Consider the following 20484-nt stretch of genomic DNA (forward strand, 5'->3'; position numbering starts at 1 on the left):
CCGTCGAGAGAATTGAATCAATGCCGCACATTTTGATCGTCGAAGACGAAACCATTATCCGCTCTGCCTTGCGTCGCCTGCTTGAACGTAATCAGTACCAGGTCAGCGAAGCCGGCTCGGTGCAGGAAGCCCAGGAGCGTTTCAGCATTCCCACCTTTGACCTGATCGTCAGTGACCTGCGCCTGCCTGGCGCACCCGGCACCGAACTGATCAAGCTGGGCCAGGGCACGCCGGTGCTGATCATGACCAGCTACGCCAGCCTGCGCTCCGCCGTCGACTCGATGAAGATGGGCGCGGTGGACTACATCGCCAAGCCTTTCGATCACGACGAAATGCTCCAGGCGGTGGCTCGCATCCTGCGTGATCGTCAATCGGCCAGCAGTGCCCCGGCGGAACGGCCGGTCGGCAAGGCCGCCAGCGACAAGCCCGGGGTCGACAACAGCAATGGCGAAATCGGCATCATCGGCTCCTGCCCACCCATGCAGGACCTGTACGTCAAGATCCGCAAGGTTGCGCCCACTGACTCCAATGTATTGATCCAGGGCGAGTCCGGTACCGGCAAGGAGTTGGTGGCCCGTGCCCTGCACAACCTGTCCAAGCGTGCCAAGGCGCCGATGATTTCGGTGAACTGCGCGGCAATCCCTGAATCCCTGATCGAGTCCGAACTGTTCGGCCATGAGAAAGGTGCCTTTACCGGTGCCAGCGCCGGACGCGCAGGCCTGGTAGAAGCGGCGGACGGCGGCACGCTGTTCCTCGACGAAATCGGTGAACTGCCTCTCGAAGCCCAGGCGCGCCTGCTGCGAGTGTTGCAGGAAGGCGAGATTCGTCGGGTGGGCTCGGTCCAGTCGCAAAAAGTCGATGTGCGCCTGATCGCCGCGACTCACCGCGACCTGAAAAGCCTGGCCAAGATCGGCCAGTTCCGCGAAGACCTGTACTACCGCCTGCACGTGATCGCCCTCAAGCTGCCGGCCTTGCGTGAACGCGGCGCCGACGTCAACGAGATTGCCAATGCGTTCCTGTTGCGCCAGAGCGCACGGGTCAACCGTACCGACCTGACGTTTGCGGCCGACGCCGAACAGGCCATCCGCCACTATTCGTGGCCAGGCAACGTGCGCGAGCTGGAAAACGCCGTGGAACGCGCGGTAATCCTTTCGGAAAGCCCGCAGATCTCCGCAGAGCTGTTGGGCATCGACATCGAACTGAGCGACCTGGACGATGACGACTTCATTGGCCTGGCCCCCCAACAGGGCGGCAGTAACACCAGCCACGAGCCCACGGAAGACTTGTCCCTGGAAGACTACTTCCAGCACTTCGTCCTGGAACACCAGGACCACATGACCGAGACCGAACTGGCGCGCAAACTGGGCGTCAGCCGCAAATGCCTGTGGGAGCGGCGCCAGCGCCTGGGCATTCCAAGGCGCAAGACCGGGGTTGCCAGCGAAAGCTGAGGCCAACTCACATGGGGTAACACCCCAAACGTGAAAAAACTGTTACCTCAGATATTCACGTAACAAAAAGCCGGGGCTTACGGTAACGAAGCCCCGGCTTTTTTATGCCCGCCAAACCCACCAGATCCGACCAAACCCCTTGTTTTGCTGGGGTTTGCAAAAGTTGGCACGCACCCTGCTATATGCTTAGTACAAGAACAATAAAAAGCACCGTACACACACAATAAAAATAAGACGAATCGACTCACGCACAATAAAAACAACACGGCGGAGGCGCAGCTAACTGATTCTTTTGGAGAGGCGTTGCATTTGGGGCTTGCCCCGCAACCAGGCCGAGAACAACAAAAACTGCCCTAAGGCAGAGCCTGAACTGGTTGGATCATTGATCATCGCAACACAGCGACCAAAGCAATCCGTTTGCTCTTGACTCCCGATTGGGAGTGTCATGAAGGTCAAATCTCATGACGAGGGCGATCAACAAAAACAAGAAGCCCGAAATCAATAATAAAAATAGAGCACGCAACTACTTTCTGGGGGAGCTTCGGCTCCCCTTGTAGTTTCTGCAATTTGAGCGTCAACCGGCCTCATTTAAGCATCTGGCTCACGGCTTGCAGCTAGTTCCTACACCATCCCCTGACTAAATGCTAGAATCCCGGCCCATCATGCGGTCATTCTTCGTTATGGCCGAACATTCCTTCAAACAGTGCATCCCATGCTGAAGAAGTTGTTCCAGTCATTCCGTTCCCCCTTGCGTCGTACGCAACACATTCGCAGCACGCCTGAAGTGCTCAACAGCAATCAACATTCGCTGCAGCGCGCCCAGTTCAGCCGTTATGCGGTGAACATCGTCGAACGCCTGCAGAACGCTGGCTACCAGGCCTACCTGGTCGGCGGTTGCGTGCGCGACATGTTGCTCAACATCACCCCAAAGGATTTTGACGTCGCCACTAGCGCCACGCCTGAACAAGTGCGTGCCGAGTTTCGCAACGCGCGGATCATCGGCCGGCGCTTCAAATTGGTGCATATCCACTTTGGTCGCGAGATCATCGAGGTCGCGACCTTCCGCGCGGGCCACCCGCAAAACGATGAAGAGGAAGACAGCAACCAATCTTCCCGCAACGAAAGCGGACGCATCCTGCGGGACAATGTTTACGGCACCCTGGAAGAAGACGCGCAACGTCGCGACTTCACCATCAATGCCCTCTATTACGATCCGGTCAGCGAGCGCATCCTCGATTACGCCAACGGCGTGCACGATATCCGCAATCACCTGATCCGCCTGATCGGCGACCCCACGCAGCGCTACCAGGAAGACCCGGTGCGCATGCTGCGGGCCGTGCGGTTTGCCGCCAAGCTGAACTTCGGTATCGAGAAACACACAGCCGCGCCGATTCGCGAACTGGCTCCGATGCTGCGGGAAATCCCCTCGGCGCGCCTGTTCGAAGAAGTGCTCAAGCTGTTCCTGTCCGGGCATGCCGCCGACACGTTCGAAATGCTGGTGGACCTGCAGTTGTTCGACCCACTGTTCCCGGCCAGCGCCGATGCACTGGAGCACAACCCGACGTACACCCACACCCTGATCAGTGAAGCCTTGATCAACACTGACCTTAGGATCAAACAGAACAAACCGGTGACCCCGGCCTTCCTGTTTGCCGCCCTGCTCTGGCCTGCGTTGCCAGCCCGAGTGCTGCGCCTGCAGAACCGTGGCATGCCGCCAATTCCAGCGATGCAGGAAGCCGCCCACGAACTGATCGCTGAACAGTGCCAGCGCATCGCGATCCCCAAGCGTTTCACCATGCCGATCCGCGAGATCTGGGACATGCAGGAGCGCCTGCCACGCCGCAGTGGCAAACGTGCCGACCTGCTGCTGGACAACCCGCGCTTCCGTGCCGGCTATGACTTCCTACTGCTGCGCGAAAGCGCCGGCGAGCAGACCGATGGCCTGGGCGAATGGTGGACCGACTACCAGGACGCCAATGACAGCGAACGTCGCGAGATGATCCGTGAGCTCAGCAGCAAAGGCGAAGCCACTGGCGACGGGCCGAAGAAACGCCGCCGCAGCAGTGGCAGCAAACGCAAGCGCAGTGCCGCCGACACCTCTGGCGAATAAGCACGGTGGAGCGTATCTACATCGGTATGGGCAGCAACCTTGCTGCCCCGCAGCAGCAGTTGCGCGACGCCCTCAAGGCGTTGGCGCAATTGCCGAACACCACCTTCGCGGGTGTTTCTGCCTTCTATCAAAGTGATTCCCTGCTTAGCGGCCAACCGCGCTACACCAATGCCGTGGCGGCGCTGGACAGCACGCTTGCGCCGCTGGCACTGCTGGATGCGCTGCAGGCCATCGAAAACGATCAGGGCCGCGAACGCCTTGAGCGCTGGGGGCCACGCACCCTGGACCTGGATATCCTGCTGTTTGGTGATCGCCTGATCGACGAGCCGCGCCTCAAGGTGCCTCATTACCAGATGCATCTAAGGGCTTTTGTGCTCTATCCACTTGCCGAATTGGCGCCCTCCACTTTAAAACTGCCTGACGGCCGCCTACTCAGCGACGTGCTCGCCGAATGCCCGTTCGTCGGCCTCGAACGCCTGCGGTTGTAGGAGCGAGCTTGCTCGCGAAAATCGTCAATATAAATGCAGGCGGCCTGATTAAACGCGTTGTCTAGATGTTCTTCGCGAGCAAGCTCGCTCCTACAATCGCATCAGTAACAGCGGTAACACCCCGCTCGTAACAATGCGGTAACACATCCAATTGACTTCCCGAGTCCTCCTCACGACTATAGGCGTCCCGCTGCCGCCAACCCGGCGCTGAAGGGCGCAATCCAGGCCTTATAAGCACTGCTCTGAAGAAAGTGCGCCTGTATAAACGAAGACTCACGCGCGTTACTCGCTGTTTCCAAGCGCCTGAACGAGGACCCTTTTCATGCCAGACATTACCCTGACCACCTTGCAGAGCCTCAAACTCAAAGGTGAAAAAATCGCCATGCTGACCTGCTATGACGCCACGTTCGCCCAGGCCTGCTGCCAGGCCGGCGTCGAGGTGTTACTGGTAGGCGACTCCCTGGGCATGGTTCTTCAAGGGAATGACAGCACCCTCCCCGTCACCACCGATGAGCTCGCCTACCACACCGCCAGCGTCAAGCGCGGTAACGAGGGCGCGTTCATCATCGCCGACCTGCCGTTCATGGGTTACGCAACGCTGGAGCAGACGTTCCAGAACGCCGGCAAGCTGATGCAGGCCGGGGCACATATGATCAAAGTGGAAGGTGCCGTGTGGCTCGCCGAGTCGATCCGCCTGTTGGCTGAACGCGGCGTGCCGGTATGCGCGCATATGGGCCTCACCCCACAGTCGGTGAACATCCTCGGTGGCTACAAGGTCCAGGGCCGCAATGAAGCCCAGGCGCGGCAGATGCGTGCCGATGCCATCGCCCTGGAGCAGGCTGGCGCCGCGATGATCGTACTCGAATGCGTGCCAAGCGAACTGGCGCAAGAAATCACCCAGGCGGTGAAAATCCCGGTGATCGGCATTGGTGCGGGCAGCGCGACTGACGGCCAGGTCCTGGTACTGCACGATATGCTGGGCCTGAACCTCACTGGCCGCGCACCAAAATTCGTGAAGAACTTCATGGCCGGCCAGGACAACATCCAGGCTGCACTGAGCGCCTATGTCGCCGAAGTCAAAGCCGTTACCTTCCCAGGCATCGAACACGGATTCTCTGCATGAACACCGTCAAAACCCTGCGCGAACTGCGAGCCGCCGTCACTCACGCGCGTAGCGCCGGCAAGCGCATCGGCTTCGTGCCCACCATGGGCAACCTGCATGCCGGCCACGCTACGCTGGTAACCCGCGCCGCCGAGCAAGCCGACTTCGTGGTGGCGAGCATTTTCGTCAACCCACTGCAGTTTGGCGCCGGCGAAGACCTGGACAAGTACCCACGCACCCTCGCCGCCGACCAGGAAAAGCTGCTGGTGGCAGGCTGCAACCTACTATTTGCCCCTACGGTTGACGAGATGTACCCCGGCGGCATGACCGTGCAGACCCGAGTCAGCGTGCCGCAATTGTCCGAAGGCCTGTGCGGCGCCAGCCGTCCGGGCCACTTCGAGGGTGTGGCGACCGTGGTGAGCAAGTTGTTCAACATGGTCCAGCCTGACCTGGCGGTATTCGGGCAAAAGGACTATCAGCAACTGGCGGTGATCCGCGCCATGGTGCGCGACCTGAACATGCCGATCCAGATCATCGGCGAGCCCACCGTGCGCGCCGAGGACGGCCTCGCGCTGTCCTCGCGCAACGGCTACCTGAGCGAAGAACAGCGCGCCATCGCCCCGGTGCTGTACCGCAGCCTCTGCCAGATCGCCACCGCGATCCAAGCCGGCGACCGCGACTTTGCCAAACTGCGCGCCGAACAGATCCAGCACATCGAGGCCGCCGGCCTGCGGATGGACTACCTGGAAGTTCGCCAGGGCCAGCACCTGCGCCCTGCAACTGTCGAGGATCGTGATGTGGTGATCCTCGTTGCCGCTTACCTGGGCGCGACCCGGCTGATCGACAACCTGCACCTCACGCTACCCGCCTGATCCTGGCGATACTCCACTGTAGGAAAGGCTTGTGTGGGAGCGGGCTTGCCCGCGAAGGCGGTGGGTCAGCGACAAATGCATCGACTGACAGTCTGCAATCGCGGGCAAGCCCGCTCCCATACAAAGCGGCTCCCACAGTGGTTTTGTAGCGCCCCTCAGGCCCCGGTATAAAAAAGTACCGGCCTCTGCACAGACAAAGCCAAGACATATCGACACGCTAGGTTTAATGTAATCGCCCGGCGTTATAGTTAGCGCTGTCTGGAACCCAATCCTTGATACAAGACTGGACGTTCCGGGTTTAGAAGTGTCCTAAAGGCAGTCCCAGCAATAAAAAGGAAACCCGCAGCGATGGCGTACTACCGCACTCCCCATGACGTTACCGCTCTGCCCGCTTGGCAAGCGCTCAATCAACATCGCCAGGCCATGCAGGATTTCAGCATGCGCGAAGCGTTCAATGCCGATCCCCAGCGCTTTACCCAGTTCACTTTGAGCAGCTGCGGGCTGTTCCTCGATTACTCGAAAAACCTGATTACCCCTGAAACACGCGACCTGCTGGTGGGCCTGGCCAACGAAGTCGATCTCAAAGGCGCGATCAAGGCGCTGTTCGACGGCGAGCCGGTCAACTCTTCGGAAGGTCGTCCGGCGCTGCACACTGCACTGCGCCGCCCGGTGGGCGACAAGCTGTCGGTCAACGGCACCAACATCATGCCCGACGTGCACAAGGTGCTGAACCAGATCACCGATCTGGTGGGCCGCATCCATGATGGCCTGTGGCGCGGCTACACCGAAAAGCCGATCACCGACGTGGTCAACATCGGCATCGGTGGCTCGTTCCTCGGCCCGGAGCTGGTCTCTGAAGCGCTGTTGTCCTACGCCCACAAAGGTGTGCGCTGCCATTACCTGGCGAATATCGATGGCAGTGAGTTCCACGAACTCACCCAGAAGCTGCGCGCCGAGACCACGCTGTTTATTGTCTCGTCGAAATCCTTCAACACCCTCGAAACCCTGAAAAACGCCCAGGCCGCCCGCGCCTGGTACCTGGCCCAGGGTGGCTCGGAAGCCGAGCTGTATCGCCACTTCATCGCCGTGTCGAGCAACAACGCGGCGGCCGTGGCCTTCGGTATCCGTGAAGAGAATATCTTCCCGATGTGGGACTGGGTCGGCGGCCGTTACTCGCTGTGGTCGGCCATCGGCTTGCCAATCGCCCTGGCGATTGGCATGTCCAACTTCAAAGAACTGCTGTCTGGCGCCTACTCCATGGACCAGCACTTCCAGAACACCCCATTCGAGCAGAATATGCCTGTGCTGCTGGGCCTGCTGGGTGTGTGGTACGGCAATTTCTGGGGCGCACAGAGCCATGCGATCCTGCCGTACGACCACTACCTGCGCAACATCACCAAGCACCTGCAACAACTGGACATGGAATCCAACGGCAAAAGCGTGCGCCAGGACGGCAAGCCGGTTGCGGTCGACACGGGCCCGGTGATCTGGGGCGGCGTGGGCTGCAACGGCCAGCACGCTTACCACCAGTTGCTGCACCAGGGCACCCAACTGATCCCGGCCGACTTCATTGTGCCGATCGTCAGCTTCAACCCGGTCTCCGACCATCACCAGTGGCTGTATGCCAACTGCCTGTCCCAGAGCCAGGCGCTGATGCTCGGCAAGACCCGCAGCGAAGCCGAAGCCGAGCTGCGTGACAAAGGCATGGCCGAGGAAGAAGTACAGAAACTGGCGCCACACAAAGTCATCCCTGGCAACCGCCCGAGCAACACCCTGGTGGTCGAACGGATCAGCCCGCGCCGCCTCGGCGCACTGGTGGCGATGTATGAGCACAAGGTGTTCGTGCAGAGCGTTATCTGGGGCATCAACGCTTTTGACCAATGGGGCGTTGAGCTGGGCAAGGAGCTGGGCAAAGGCGTCTACAACCGCCTGACAGGCGCTGAGGAAACCTCGGCCGAAGATGCCTCGACCCAGGGCCTGATCAACTACTTCCGTGGTCGTCACCGCGGTTGAAGTGATCGGCACTACAATCAGGGATTGAACCTGCACAAGCGCCCTTGTGTAGGAACTGGCTTGCCAGCTCCTGCACAAGGGTCAGCCTTGAGCTCTTGTATCTATAACAAGAAGAGGGATCCCTTATGTTCGATATCAGCCAGTTTCCCCATGCCGATGCCGTGCGCCGTGCCGCACAACTGGGCCAAGAGGACTATCAGCGCCTCTATCGTCAATCCATCGATCACCCCGATATCTTCTGGGCCGAACAGGCCAAAGCCTTGCTCGACTGGATCACGCCCTGGCAGACCGTCCAGCACTGCGATATCCACACCGGCGCCGCCCAGTGGTTTGCCGGCGGCCAGCTGAACGTCAGCTACAACTGCATTGACCGGCACCTGGCGCAACGTGCCGATCAGCCGGCCTTTATCTGGGAAAGCGACGATCCTGCAAAATCTTCCAAAATCACCTACCGCCAACTTCATCAAAACGTCAGCCGCCTGGCCAATGTGCTGAAAAGCCGTGGGGTGAAGAAAGGCGATCGGGTGTGTATCTACATGCCGATGATTCCCGAGGCCGCTTACGCGATGCTGGCCTGTACGCGGATTGGCGCGGTGCACTCGGTGGTGTTTGGCGGGTTCTCACCGGATGCCTTGCGCGACCGCATTCTGGATGCCGACTGCCGCACGGTGATCACTGCCGATGAAGGCGTGCGCGGCGGCAGGCCCGTGGCGCTGAAACAGAATGTCGACAAGGCCTTGGCCAGTTGCCCAAATGTCACGACGGTACTGGTGGTGGAACGCACGGGCGCTGCCGTGGCCTGGACCGAGGGGCGCGACCTCAAGTATCAACAGGCTGTTGACGCGGTCAGCGGCGAATGCCCGCCCGAGGCAATGGATGCCGAAGACCCGCTGTTTATCCTCTATACCTCCGGCAGCACCGGCAAGCCCAAAGGCGTGTTGCACACCACCGGTGGCTACCTGCTGCAAGCGGCAATGACCTTCAAGTACGTGCTCGACTACCGCGAGGGCGAGGTGTTCTGGTGCACCGCCGACGTCGGCTGGGTCACTGGCCATAGCTATATCGTGTACGGGCCACTGGCCAATGGCGCCACCTCCCTGATGTTCGAGGGCGTGCCGAGTTACCCGGACAGCTCGCGCTTCTGGCAGGTGATCGACAAGCATCAGGTGAATATCTTCTACACCGCGCCCACCGCCTTGCGGGCCCTGATGCGTGAGGGCCATGGTCCGCTGGAGAACACATCCCGGGCCAGCCTGAGGTTGCTCGGCAGTGTCGGCGAGCCGATCAACCCGGAAGCCTGGGAGTGGTATTTCAATGCCGTCGGCGAACAGCGCTGCCCGATTGTCGATACCTGGTGGCAGACCGAAACCGGCGGCATCATGCTCAGCCCGCTGGTCAGCGCCCAGCGCATCAAGCCTGGCTGCGCCACCCAACCGATGTTTGGGGTGCAGCCGGTATTGCTCGACGAACAGGGTAAGGAAATCAACGGCGCCGGCAGTGGCGTCCTGGCGATCAAGTCCAGTTGGCCGGGGCAGATCCGCAGCGTGTATGGCGACCCACAGCGGATGATCGATACCTACTTCAAGCCCTACCCCGGCTACTACTTTACCGGCGACGGCGCGCGGCGCGACGAGGATGGCGACTACTGGATCACCGGGCGTATCGATGATGTGATCAACGTGTCCGGCCATCGCATCGGCACCGCCGAGGTGGAAAGCGCGCTGGTGCTGCATGACAAGGTGGCCGAGGCCGCCGTCGTCGGCTATCCCCATGACCTCAAGGGCCAGGGCATCTATGCGTTTGTCACGCCGATGAATGGCGTCGAGCCCAGCGACGAGCTGAAAAAGCACCTCTTGGAACTGGTCAGCAAGGAAATCGGTAGTTTCGCCAAGCCCGAGCTGATCCAATGGGCGCCGGCCTTGCCCAAAACCCGTTCAGGCAAGATCATGCGACGTATCCTGCGCAAGATCGCTTGCAATGAGCTGGACAGCCTGGGCGATACCTCGACCCTGGCCGATCCGAGCGTGGTCGACGGCCTGATCGACAAACGCCTGAACCGATAGGAACCCCCAAGCCACCATGGAATTTCTGCGCAACCGTATCGAATCCCAGTTGATGAGCCTGACGGGCCTGTCCCTGGGTAACCTGGACCTGGAGAGCCCCAAGGGCGACCCAGGGCTGTTCGGGCCGGACTCGGTAAGCTGGAAGGTCCATGGTGACTTCAGCAGCATGCTGATCGGTGGCATCAGCGCCTTGATGTTGCAGGCGCTGCATCCCCTGGCGTTGGCCGGGGTCTGGGACCATTCGAATTTTCGCCAGGACATGCTCGGGCGTTTGCGCCGCACTTCGCAGTTTATTTCCGGTACCACCTTTGGCTCGCGCCGCGACGCATCATGGCTGATCGAAAAGGTGCGCACCATCCACCTGCAAGTGGTCGGGCATGCGCCTGACGGGCGTCCTTATTCGGCTAGCGATCCCGAATTACTGACCTGGGTCCACGTCGCCGAAGTCAGCAGCTTTCTCGCGGCGCACCTGCGCTACAAAAACCCGGATTTATCGCCCAGGGATCAAGACCGCTACTACAGCGAAATAGCCCTGATCGCCGAACAGCTGGGAGCTCGGCATGTGCCGCGCTCACGGCAGGAAATTTCGGATTATCTGCAGCGGATTCGCCCACAACTGCTGTGTGACGAACGCAGCCGTGAAGTGCTGCGCCTGCTGCTCAACGCCCCGGCACCCAGCACCCTGGCCAAGCCGTTTGGCGCGCTGATGATGCAAGCGGGTATTGATCTGCTTCCGGACTGGGCCAACGACATGCTTGGCCAACAACAAAGCCCACTGCAACGCCAACTGATCCGCACTGGGGTCAGGCGCAGCGCGCCACTGCTGCGCTGGGCAATGCGCAACGGCTCGGTGCAGCGCGCCCACAGGCGCATGGGCCTGCTGTAACGCAGCTTTGTAGGAGCGGGTTTGCCAGCGAAAATCGTCAACGCTGACGCAACACGCCTGAAGAAACGCGGCGATGTCGAGTTTTTCGCGGGCAAGCCCGCTCCTGTAAAAGCCGGGACCCACAGGAGCTGTTAAACTTGCGCGCTTAAATTCCCCAGCAAGGCGCGCTCCATGTCGTCCCTGAATCAGGCGCTGCGCGCCGCCCTCGATCACCGCCAAGACCTGTTCGCCGAGCTGCATGCCCAAGGCACCGATTGCTATCGGTTATTCCATGGCAGCCAGGAAGGCGCCGGCGGCTTGACCATCGACCGCTACGGCCCGCAATTGATGGTGCAGAGCTTTCACCAGGCGCTGGACAGCGATGCACTGCTGCAATTGCACCTGATGATCAACCAGTACCTGGGGCTTGAATTGTTGCTGGTCTATAACGACCGCTCCCGAGGCAACTCGCGTATCGACCGCGAAGACACCGTATACCGCGCCGAGCCCGCCGCCCTGGAAGACCTGGTCGGCCATGAATGGGGCCTGAACTATCGGGTGCGCGGCCGCCACTCCGGGCAGGACCCGCTGCTGTTCCTGGACCTGCGCAACACCCGCGGCTGGGTCAAGGCCCACAGTGCCGGCAAAAGCGTACTTAACCTGTTTGCGTACACCTGCGGCGTCGGTCTCAGCGCAGCGGCTGGTGGGGCCCGTGAGGTGTGCAACCTGGATTTTGCCGAGGGCAACCTGGCAGTCGGCCGCGAAAACGGCGACCTGAACCCACAATTGCCGCCCATGACGTTTGTACAGTCCGATTACTTTCCGGCCATCCGCCAACTGGCCGGGCTGCCGATCACCCAGCGTCGCGGGCAAAAACTGCCGAGCTACCCGCGCCTGGAACCACGTCAATATGACCTGGTGCTGCTCGACCCGCCGGCCTGGGCCAAGAGCGCCTTTGGGACCGTGGACTTGCTGCGTGACTACCAGAGCCTGCTCAAGCCGGCATTGCTGGCCACCGCACAAGATGGCGTGCTGATCTGCTGCAACAACCTGGCAAAAGTCAGCATGGACGACTGGCGCGAACAGGTCTTGCGCTGCGCTGAAAAGGCCGGCCGACCTGTACGCGACTGGAAAGTGATGACACCCGGCGCTGACTTTCCCTCACAAGACCAACAGCCCCCACTGAAGACCTTGATCCTGCAACTGTAGGATTGTCCTGAAAGGCTTGGCCTGGCGTAATAAAGGCGCGGTTCTTCGGAACCGCAAACCCGTGCCATACTCCAAGGCACTCCTGATTGATATAGATGGCGTCACCCATGTCCAAAGGATTGATTCGCGCCGCAGGCGCCTTGCTGACCGCCCTTGCACTCTACAGCTTGCTGGGCTTCCTGATTCTGCCCGGTATTGCGCTTCGCGTGGCCAACCAGCAGTTGGCCAACTACGCCACGGTACCGGCCCGTATCGAGCGTATCGAGCTCAACCCGTTCAGCCTGGAGCTGACCCTCTGGGGCCTGAAGATCGGCGAGCCCGGCAAGGAACAAGTGGGTTTTGAGCGCCTCTACGCCAACCTGCAGATCGACAGCCTCTGGACACGCGCCCTGCACCTGGCCGATGTGCAGCTGGACAAGCCCAGGACCGAAATTCTCTTCGACAAAGCCGGCACGCTCAACCTGGCGCAACTGTTCAAAGTACCGCCGAGCGAACCAACCCCCGATGACCCCGACAGCAAACCGTTCCCGCTGCGTATCGAACGCATCAAGCTGGCCGACGGCTACGTGCACTTTGAAGACGTGCGCCCCAGCGAGCCTATCGAGTTCCTCTACGACAAACTCGACTTTGAGCTGAAAAACCTCAGCACCCTGCCCGAAGACAATGCCGACATGACCCTGGTCGCCGCCGGCCCCGAAGGCGGTCAGATCGACTGGACCGGCAATTTCAGCCTGGTACCGATCACCTCCGAAGGTAAGCTCAAGGTCACCGATGGCAAAATGAAGGTCTGGTGGCCCTACGTACGGGACGCCCTGCCGCTGGTCCTGGAAGACGGCATCCTCAACTTCAGCACCGACTACAAGCTGAACCTGGCCAAAGAAACCGAGCTGAACCTGACCAACGTCTCCGCGAGCATCGCGCCGTTCGCGATCAAGGCCCCGGATGGGCGGCCCCTGGCGCGCCTGGAACGCCTGGATGTCAGCGAAACCTCGATCGACCTGGCCAAGCAGCAAGTGATCGTTGGCAAGATCCGCAGTAACAAGCTCGAAACCTGGGCCGCCCGCGAAGCCGACGGCCAACTGGACTGGCAGAAACTGTTCGCCAGCCAGCCGAGCAAGCCGGCCACCAAGCCCGAGCCAGCCACGGCGCCCGCTACAGCCGATTCGCCGGAACCCGCCCCCACAGCACCGAGCAAGCCTTGGCAAGTACTGCTCAAGGACGTGCAACTGCGCAACTACCAGGTGCACTTGGCTGATCGCCAGGTAAAACCTGCTGTGGCACTGGAACTGGGCCCGCTGAATGTCGATGTACAAGACTTCGACAGCCTCAATCAAAGCCCCTTCACCTTGAAGATCGACAGTGGCCTGGGCAAGCAGGGCAAGCTCCAGGCGAGCGGCCAGGTCAACCTGAACCCGGTCAGCGCCAAGCTGAAAGTCGACACCAAGGATATCGACCTGCGGGTTGCCCAATCCTATATCAGCCCGTTTATCCGCCTGGAACTGCGTAGCGGCATGCTCGGCAGCAACCTGGACGTGAACCTCAAGAGTACCGAGCCCCTTGCACTGCAGATCACCGGACGGGCGCAAGTGGATCAGTTGCACACCCTCGATACCCTCAAGACCCGCGACTTCCTCAAGTGGCAGCGCCTGGTGGTCGAAGGCTTGAACTACCAGCACGGCAACAGCCTGTCGATCGACAAGATCAACCTGCTGCAACCCTATGCGCGCTTTATGATCAACGACGACCGCACCACCAACGTCGATGATCTGCTGATCCCGCAACCGGCTGACAGCGGTGCCAAATCTACCGCCAAATCCAGCGCGAGCAACGAAAAGCCTTTGGGTATCCGGATCGGCCAGATCGCGATCAACGATGGTTCGGCCAACTTTGCCGACTTCAGCCTCACGCCGAACTTCGCCACAGCGATCCAGCAGCTCAATGGCCAGATCGGTACCATCGACAGCCGCCAGGCCAAGCCGGCCAGCGTCGATATCAAGGGTAAGGTCGACCGCTATGCGCCAGTGACCATCAAGGGCAGCGTGAACCCGTTTGACCCGATGGCCGCCCTGGATATCGCCACCAGCTTCAAACGCGTCGAGCTGACTACCCTGACCCCGTATTCCGGCAAATTTGCCGGGTTCCGTATCCGTAAGGGCCGGCTCAACCTCGATCTGCACTACGTGATCACCAAAGGCCAGTTGAAGGCCGAGAACAAGGTGGTAGTGGAGCAACTGCAACTGGGCGAGAAAGTCGATAGCGCAGATGCGGTGGACCTGCCGATTCGCCTGGCGATCGCCCTGCTCAAGGACACGGACGGCAAGATCTCCATCGAATTGCCGGTGACTGGCGACTTGAACAACCCGCAATTCAGCGTGATGCCGATTGTCTGGCAAACCCTGCGCAACCTGGTGGTACGCGCGGCGACGGCGCCGTTCAAGTTCATTGGCGGGCTGGTAACCGGTGGTGGCGCGCAGGATCTGGGCAACGTGTCGTTCGCCGCAGGTTCCAGCGCACTGAGCAAGGACGCCGAGTCGGCCCTGGACAGCCTCGCCAAGGCCCTCAAGGAGCGCCCTGCGCTGCGCCTGGAGATCGAAGGCACCGCGGCAGCCAGCAGCGACGGTCCGTTCCTGGCGGCCGAGCGGCTTGAGCGCGAGTATCAGTACAACTACTACAAGATTCTCCAGCGTCGCGGCGATAAAGTCCCGGCCCAGGCGTCGTTGCTTGTAGTACCTGAAAAGGAAAAAGCCCCGCTGCTCGAAGGCATCTATCGCACCCGCTTGAAGCAACAGCCACCGGCTGAGTGGAAAGACCTGGGCAGCGATGAACGCTCGGCGAAACTGCGCGACGGCGTGATCAAATTCTGGAGCGGCAGCGACGTGCTGCTACGCCAACTGGGCCAGGACCGTGCCAGTACGATCAAGGACTATCTGGTCGACAAGGGCCAGTTGGAAGATGACCGGGTGTACTTCATCGATGCCAACCTGGGGCAGGCCGAGAAAGATGGCCGGGTTGTCACGCCAATGCACCTGGATGCCGAGTAACTACCGGCACCAGAAATCTGAAGTGTGGGAGCTGGCTTGCCTGCGATGGCGGTGGGTCAGCCAGCCTATTTGCCGCTGATACACCGCCATCGCAGGCAAGCCAGCTCCTACATTTGCTCTGCATAATCTGCAAAGATAAATTCCAACCCACAATAAAACGGGCCCCGACACAAGTGCCGGGGCCCGTAGTGACCACATCCCTGTGGTCGGTCGCATGAACCTGTAAGGTGCATTGAGCGGATATCTGCCTCGCTCTAGACCGCCTGGGTTCAGTCGAGTTGTTAAGCGTTACTCTGCTTTCAGGCCGTCGGCCGATACAGCTTTAACGCCTTTGATTTTCTTGGTGATATTCACCGCAGTAGTTTTCTGCGCTTCAGTCACAGCGACCGAAGAGGACAGGGAAACTACGCCCTTGTTGGTTTCGACTTTGATATCGGTACCAGGAATGCCTTTCTCGGTTACCAGGTCAGCTTTCACTTTGGTAGTGATCCAGGTATCGGAAGTGGACTCTTTGGCGCCTGCAGCTGCGCTTTTGGTTTTGTCGATGTTGTCTGCCTTGGTAGCGCCGCCAGCCAGCAGGCCGTCAGCAGAAACCGCGGTTACACCTTTGATTTTCTTGGTGATCGCTACAGCGGTTGCTTTCTGCGAATCCGAAATGGCTACAGTCGACGACAGGGAAACCACACCTTTGTTGGTTTCAACCTTGATGTCCGAACCAGGAATGCCTTTTTCGGTCAGCAGATCAGACTTAACTTTAGTGGTGATCCAAGTATCCGAAACGCTTTCTTTTGCCTTGGTGGCTTCACCGGCCGCCAGGGTCATTGGAGCTTGGGAAGTCTGGGCAAAGGCCACGTTAGCACCCATGGCCAGGGTCAGAGCCGTAGCAGTAGCGAGAGCGAACTTCTTCATACGAGTAACTCCTGTTTTATTAAAAGTCTGCAGTGTGTGAACCTTGATGCTGCAGCGTTAACAGGAATATTGCAGGCAGTGTGCCAAGTCCAAACACTAAAATAAATCCTTATAAAACAACAAGTTAACAAAATAGGACTTTTTCGAAATCGTGCAACTTGCATGAAGGCCTTCATGCCTGCATGCAAGTTGCGGCTTTTGCCCTAGGCTAAACGGCTGATTTACCGTCACTTTCCCAAAGCCATAAAAAAAGGACTCCGAAGAGTCCTCTTTTTCAGCGTGAAGCCTGGGAGTGATTAAACGCCCGAAGCCTTGGCTGCTGCTACGTCCTTGATGGACAGCTTGATACGGCCGCGGTTGTCCACGTCCAGTACCAGCACTTCCACTTCCTGGCCTTCTTTCAGAATGTCGGTCACTTTCTCAACGCGAGCGTCGCTCAACATGGAGATGTGAACCAGGCCATCCTTGCCAGGCAGGATGTTGACGAATGCGCCGAAGTCGACGATGCGCTCAACCTTACCGACGTAGATCTTGCCGATCTCGGCTTCAGCGGTGATACCCAGTACGCGCTGACGTGCTGCTTCAGCCGCTTCCTTGGTTTCGCCGAAGATCTTGATCGAACCGTCGTCTTCGATATCGATCGAGGCCTTGGTTTCTTCACAGATCGCACGGATGGTCGCGCCGCCTTTACCGATAACGTCACGGATTTTGTCGGTGTCGATTTTCATCGCGATCATGGTCGGAGCATTTTCCGACAGCTCGGTGCGGGACTGACCAATGATCTGGTTCATCTGACCGAGGATGTTCAGGCGCGCTTCCAGGGCTTGGCCCAGGGCGATCTCCATGATCTCTTCGGTGATGCCCTTGATCTTGATGTCCATCTGCAGCGCGGTAACACCTTTGGCGGTACCGGCTACTTTGAAGTCCATGTCGCCCAGGTGGTCTTCGTCACCCAGGATGTCGGTCAGGATGGCGAACTTCTCGCCTTCTTTAACCAGGCCCATGGCGATACCGGCAACCGGCGCCTTCATCGGCACACCTGCGTCCATCAGTGCCAGGGAAGCACCGCAGACGGAAGCCATGGAGCTGGAACCGTTCGACTCGGTGATTTCCGATACAACACGGATGGTGTACGGGAACACGTCGGCGGCCGGCAGCATGGCCGAAATCGAACGACGGGCCAGGCGGCCGTGACCGATTTCGCGACGACCAGCACCGCCCATGCGACCACACTCGCCCACCGAGAACGGAGGGAAGTTGTAGTGCAGCATGAAGGGGTCTTTTTTCTCGCCTTCCAGGGTGTCCAGCAGCTGTGCGTCACGGGCAGTACCCAGGGTCGCAACAACCAGGGCCTGGGTTTCACCACGGGTGAACAGGGCCGAGCCGTGAGTCTTCGGCAGAACGCCAACTTCGATGTTCAGCGGGCGCACGGTGCGGGTGTCACGGCCGTCGATACGTGGCTTGCCGTTAACGATGTTTTCGCGAACGGTGCGGTATTCGATTTCACCGAAGGCTGCTTTGACTTCGCTGGAAGAAGGCTGGCCTTCTTCGCCGGACAGCTTGGCAACGACTTGGTCCTTCAGCTCACCCAGGCGTGCGTAACGGTCGGCCTTGACAGTGATGGTGTAGGCGTCGGAGATAGCAGCGCCGAACTCGGAGCGGATAGCGCCCAGCAGTGCGGTGGCTTCTGGCTGAGGAGCCCAGGTCCAGGTTGGCTTGGCAGCTTCGGCAGCCAGTTCTTTAACGGCGTTGATCACCACCTGGAACTCGTCGTGAGCAAACAGCACGGCGCCCAGCATCTGGTCTTCGGTCAGCTCTTTGGCTTCCGATTCAACCATCAAAACGGCTTCCGAAGTACCGGCAACGACCATGTCCAGGCTCGAGGCTTTCTGCTGCTCGTAAGTCGGGTTCAGCAGGTAGCCGGTGCTTTCGTGGAAAGCAACGCGAGCGGCGCCGATCGGGCCATCGAACGGAATGCCGGAGATGGCCAGGGCCGCCGAAGTACCGATCATCGCAGCGACGTCCGGATCGGTCTTCTTGCTGGTGGAAACGACGGTGCAGACAACCTGCACTTCGTTCATGAAGCCTTCTGGGAACAGCGGACGGATCGGACGGTCGATCAGTCGGGAAGTCAGGGTTTCTTTCTCGGAAGGACGGCCTTCGCGCTTGAAGAAACCGCCAGGGATCTTACCGGCAGCGTAAGTCTTTTCCTGGTAGTGAACGGACAGAGGGAAGAAGCCTTTGCTCGGGTCAGCGGTCTTGGCGCCAACAACGGTCACCAATACGGTGACGTCGTCGTCAACGGTGACCAGCACTGCGCCGGAGGCCTGACGGGCGATACGGCCTGTCTCGAGGGTAACGGTCGACTGACCGAACTGGAATTTTTTGATTACCGGGTTCACGGTGTCCTACCTTCTTTGTGGCTCTTGGGGAACTTGTCTTCTTGCGAAATTCTTGGGCAATGTCGGGAATCGGCCCAACCCTTGTCCAGGGTAAAACGTGTATCCAGATAAAACTTGAGGCTGGGAGCCTGCCATGGGCCAGCGGGAATCCCACTGACACACGGCAAACAACCAACCTCTAGCGCAATCGCTGATTAGCGACGCAGACCCAGGCGACCGATCAGAGTCTGATAACGACCCAGATCCTTGCCTTTCAGGTAGTCCAGCAGCTTACGGCGCTGGTTTACCATGCGGATCAGACCACGACGGGAGTGGTGATCTTTACCGTTGGCCTTGAAGTGACCTTGCAGCTTGTTGATGTTGTGGGTCAGCAGTGCAACTTGCACTTCTGGCGAACCAGTGTCACCAACAGCTTGCTGATAGTCAGCTACGATTTGTGCTTTTTCTTGAACGTCGAGAGCCATGAGGCAATCCTTTTTTCAGGAAACCACCCAAAGGGCAGTTTCAACAGGCCAGGGACAAATCCCTGTATCTAAAAATGAGTAGTGACCGTGCCTGTTAACAGCCACCCTCGTCCGGTCATTCTGACCGAATCAGTCGACGCGGCGCGATGCGCCCGTCTTCGCTCACTTCACCGATACCGATAAAGCGACCGTTGTGATCTTGTACCCGCACCATGCCGAACTTCGGCGCATTCGGAGCGCGTACCGGTTGGCCGTTAAGCCAGTAGAACGCGCTGTGCTCCGAGAAGTGCAGCAATGGCCAATCCAGCAAACCGCTGTCCGATGGCATCAGGAAGCGATCAACTGCTTCGTTGCCGCCTTCGGCATGCACGGCTTCCAACTCTTCCAGCGTGACCGTCTGGGCCAGGGTGAAAGGGCCTGCCTGTGTACGTCGCAGTTCTGCAACGTACGCGCCGCAACCGAGTTGTTCACCAATATCTTCCACCAGGGTACGGATATAGGTGCCTTTGCTGCAGTCCACGGCCAAACGGGCGGTGTCGCCTTCACAGGCGAGCAATTCCAAGCGCGCAATAGTAACAGAACGCGGTTCGCGCTCCACTACTTCGCCCGCACGTGCCAGCTTGTAAAGAGGCTGGCCATCACGCTTGAGAGCCGAGTACATGGGCGGTATCTGACTGATTTGCCCACGAAAAGCGGGTAAGGCAGCCTCAATATCTGCACGACCAACGGTCACGTCGCGAACCTGCAGAACATCACCTTCGGCATCGGCCGTGGTGGTGGTCTTGCCCAGTTGCATCAGGGTTTCGTAACCCTTGTCCGAATCGAGCAGGTACTGGGAGAACTTGGTAGCCTCGCCGAAACACAATGGCAATACGCCAGTCGCCAGGGGATCAAGGCTACCGGTGTGCCCCGCCTTCTCGGCATTGAGCAGCCAGCGGACCTTCTGCAAAGCGGCATTGGAGGTAAAGCCAATGGGCTTGTCGAGCAGGATGATACCGCTGACGTTACGACGGATACGTTTGACCTGAGCCACCGCTTACTCCTTGGCGTCTTCAGGTGTGGACGGATGCTGATTGTCTTCAGCCACTGCACGCTCGATCAGGGCCGACAGATGCGCACCACGCACGACGCTTTCGTCGTAGTGGAAGTGCAACTGCGGCACGCTGCGCAGCTTCATCTCGCGGGCCAACTGCATCCGCAAAAAACCTGCGGCGGAGTTGAGCACCTTGATGCTTTGCGCGATCTCTTCACTGTTGTCCTGGCCCATCACGGTGATGAAGATCTTCGCGTGACCAACGTCACGGCTCACTTCAACAGCGGTGATGGTGACCAGGCCAACGCGCGGGTCTTTGACTTCACGACGGATCAGTTGGGCCAGCTCGCGCTGCATCTGATCGCCGATACGTTGGGTACGGCTGTATTCTTTTGCCATGTCTTGTTACCTGTTACTGCCACACGGTGAAACCCGTGGGGTCTGAAAGCGGCAAACGCCCGGCCT

At 59.5% G+C, this 20484-nt stretch carries 15 protein-coding genes; 10 read left to right on the forward strand and 5 right to left on the reverse strand.

From position 1 onward, the window contains the following. Nucleotides 1-20: 20 nt before the first annotated feature. From BHC62_RS04820 to BHC62_RS04865, 10 genes are all read left to right on the forward strand, one after another. Nucleotides 21-1448 carry a sigma-54 dependent transcriptional regulator gene (locus BHC62_RS04820; RefSeq protein WP_070994370.1) on the forward strand — a complete coding sequence of 476 codons (1428 nt, stop codon included), beginning with the start codon at nucleotides 21-23 and terminating at the stop codon, nucleotides 1446-1448. Nucleotides 1449-2160: 712 nt separating this feature from the next. Then, nucleotides 2161-3558: a polynucleotide adenylyltransferase PcnB gene (locus tag BHC62_RS04825; protein WP_029298948.1), complete on the forward strand. Its 1398-nt coding sequence runs from the start codon at nucleotides 2161-2163 to the stop codon at nucleotides 3556-3558. A gap of 5 nt (nucleotides 3559-3563) precedes the next feature. Next, on the forward strand, nucleotides 3564-4046 hold the full coding sequence (gene folK, locus BHC62_RS04830) for a 2-amino-4-hydroxy-6-hydroxymethyldihydropteridine diphosphokinase (protein ID WP_070994371.1): 483 nt from the start codon (nucleotides 3564-3566) through the stop codon (nucleotides 4044-4046). Between the two features lie 322 nt (nucleotides 4047-4368). Then, a complete protein-coding gene (gene panB, locus BHC62_RS04835; RefSeq protein WP_029298953.1) occupies nucleotides 4369-5169 on the forward strand; it encodes a 3-methyl-2-oxobutanoate hydroxymethyltransferase in 801 nt (266 codons plus the stop codon). Further along, nucleotides 5166-6020 (forward strand): pantoate--beta-alanine ligase, encoded by an 855-nt coding sequence (gene panC / locus BHC62_RS04840; RefSeq protein ID WP_029298955.1) that lies wholly within the window; start codon nucleotides 5166-5168, stop codon nucleotides 6018-6020. Before panB ends, panC begins: the two co-directional genes overlap by 4 nt. A gap of 348 nt (nucleotides 6021-6368) precedes the next feature. Continuing rightward, nucleotides 6369-8033: a glucose-6-phosphate isomerase gene (gene pgi / locus BHC62_RS04845; protein ID WP_029298957.1), complete on the forward strand. Its 1665-nt coding sequence runs from the start codon at nucleotides 6369-6371 to the stop codon at nucleotides 8031-8033. A 125-nt stretch (nucleotides 8034-8158) separates the two neighbouring features. Continuing rightward, nucleotides 8159-10096: an acetate--CoA ligase gene (acs, locus tag BHC62_RS04850; RefSeq protein ID WP_070994372.1), complete on the forward strand. Its 1938-nt coding sequence runs from the start codon at nucleotides 8159-8161 to the stop codon at nucleotides 10094-10096. Between the two features lie 16 nt (nucleotides 10097-10112). Beyond that, on the forward strand, nucleotides 10113-10982 hold the full coding sequence (locus tag BHC62_RS04855; protein ID WP_070994373.1) for an oxygenase MpaB family protein: 870 nt from the start codon (nucleotides 10113-10115) through the stop codon (nucleotides 10980-10982). 171 nt (nucleotides 10983-11153) lie between these two features. After that, nucleotides 11154-12170 carry a class I SAM-dependent rRNA methyltransferase gene (locus BHC62_RS04860; RefSeq protein ID WP_070994374.1) on the forward strand — a complete coding sequence of 339 codons (1017 nt, stop codon included), beginning with the start codon at nucleotides 11154-11156 and terminating at the stop codon, nucleotides 12168-12170. Between the two features lie 107 nt (nucleotides 12171-12277). After that, complete coding sequence (locus tag BHC62_RS04865) at nucleotides 12278-15211, forward strand: DUF748 domain-containing protein (RefSeq protein ID WP_070994375.1); 2934 nt, start codon at nucleotides 12278-12280, stop codon at nucleotides 15209-15211. 288 nt (nucleotides 15212-15499) lie between these two features. On the opposite strand, the gene BHC62_RS04870 is transcribed toward BHC62_RS04865, so the two are convergent. From BHC62_RS04870 to rbfA, 5 genes are all read right to left on the reverse strand, one after another. Further along, entirely contained in the window at nucleotides 15500-16120 is a 621-nt protein-coding gene (locus BHC62_RS04870; RefSeq protein ID WP_029298967.1) for a BON domain-containing protein, read from the reverse strand. 296 nt (nucleotides 16121-16416) lie between these two features. Continuing rightward, a complete protein-coding gene (gene pnp, locus BHC62_RS04875) occupies nucleotides 16417-18522 on the reverse strand; it encodes a polyribonucleotide nucleotidyltransferase (RefSeq protein ID WP_029298969.1) in 2106 nt (701 codons plus the stop codon). A gap of 194 nt (nucleotides 18523-18716) precedes the next feature. After that, nucleotides 18717-18986 (reverse strand): 30S ribosomal protein S15, encoded by a 270-nt coding sequence (gene rpsO / locus BHC62_RS04880; RefSeq protein WP_003177875.1) that lies wholly within the window; start codon nucleotides 18984-18986, stop codon nucleotides 18717-18719. A 115-nt stretch (nucleotides 18987-19101) separates the two neighbouring features. Next, nucleotides 19102-20019 carry a tRNA pseudouridine(55) synthase TruB gene (gene truB / locus BHC62_RS04885; RefSeq protein ID WP_070994376.1) on the reverse strand — a complete coding sequence of 306 codons (918 nt, stop codon included), beginning with the start codon at nucleotides 20017-20019 and terminating at the stop codon, nucleotides 19102-19104. Between the two features lie 3 nt (nucleotides 20020-20022). After that, nucleotides 20023-20418 (reverse strand): 30S ribosome-binding factor RbfA, encoded by a 396-nt coding sequence (gene rbfA, locus BHC62_RS04890; RefSeq protein ID WP_029298974.1) that lies wholly within the window; start codon nucleotides 20416-20418, stop codon nucleotides 20023-20025. Nucleotides 20419-20484: the final 66 nt, after the last annotated feature.

It is taken from the genome of Pseudomonas sp. 06C 126, from assembly GCF_001855215.1.
In the GTDB taxonomy this organism is placed as follows: domain Bacteria; phylum Pseudomonadota; class Gammaproteobacteria; order Pseudomonadales; family Pseudomonadaceae; genus Aquipseudomonas; species Aquipseudomonas proteolytica.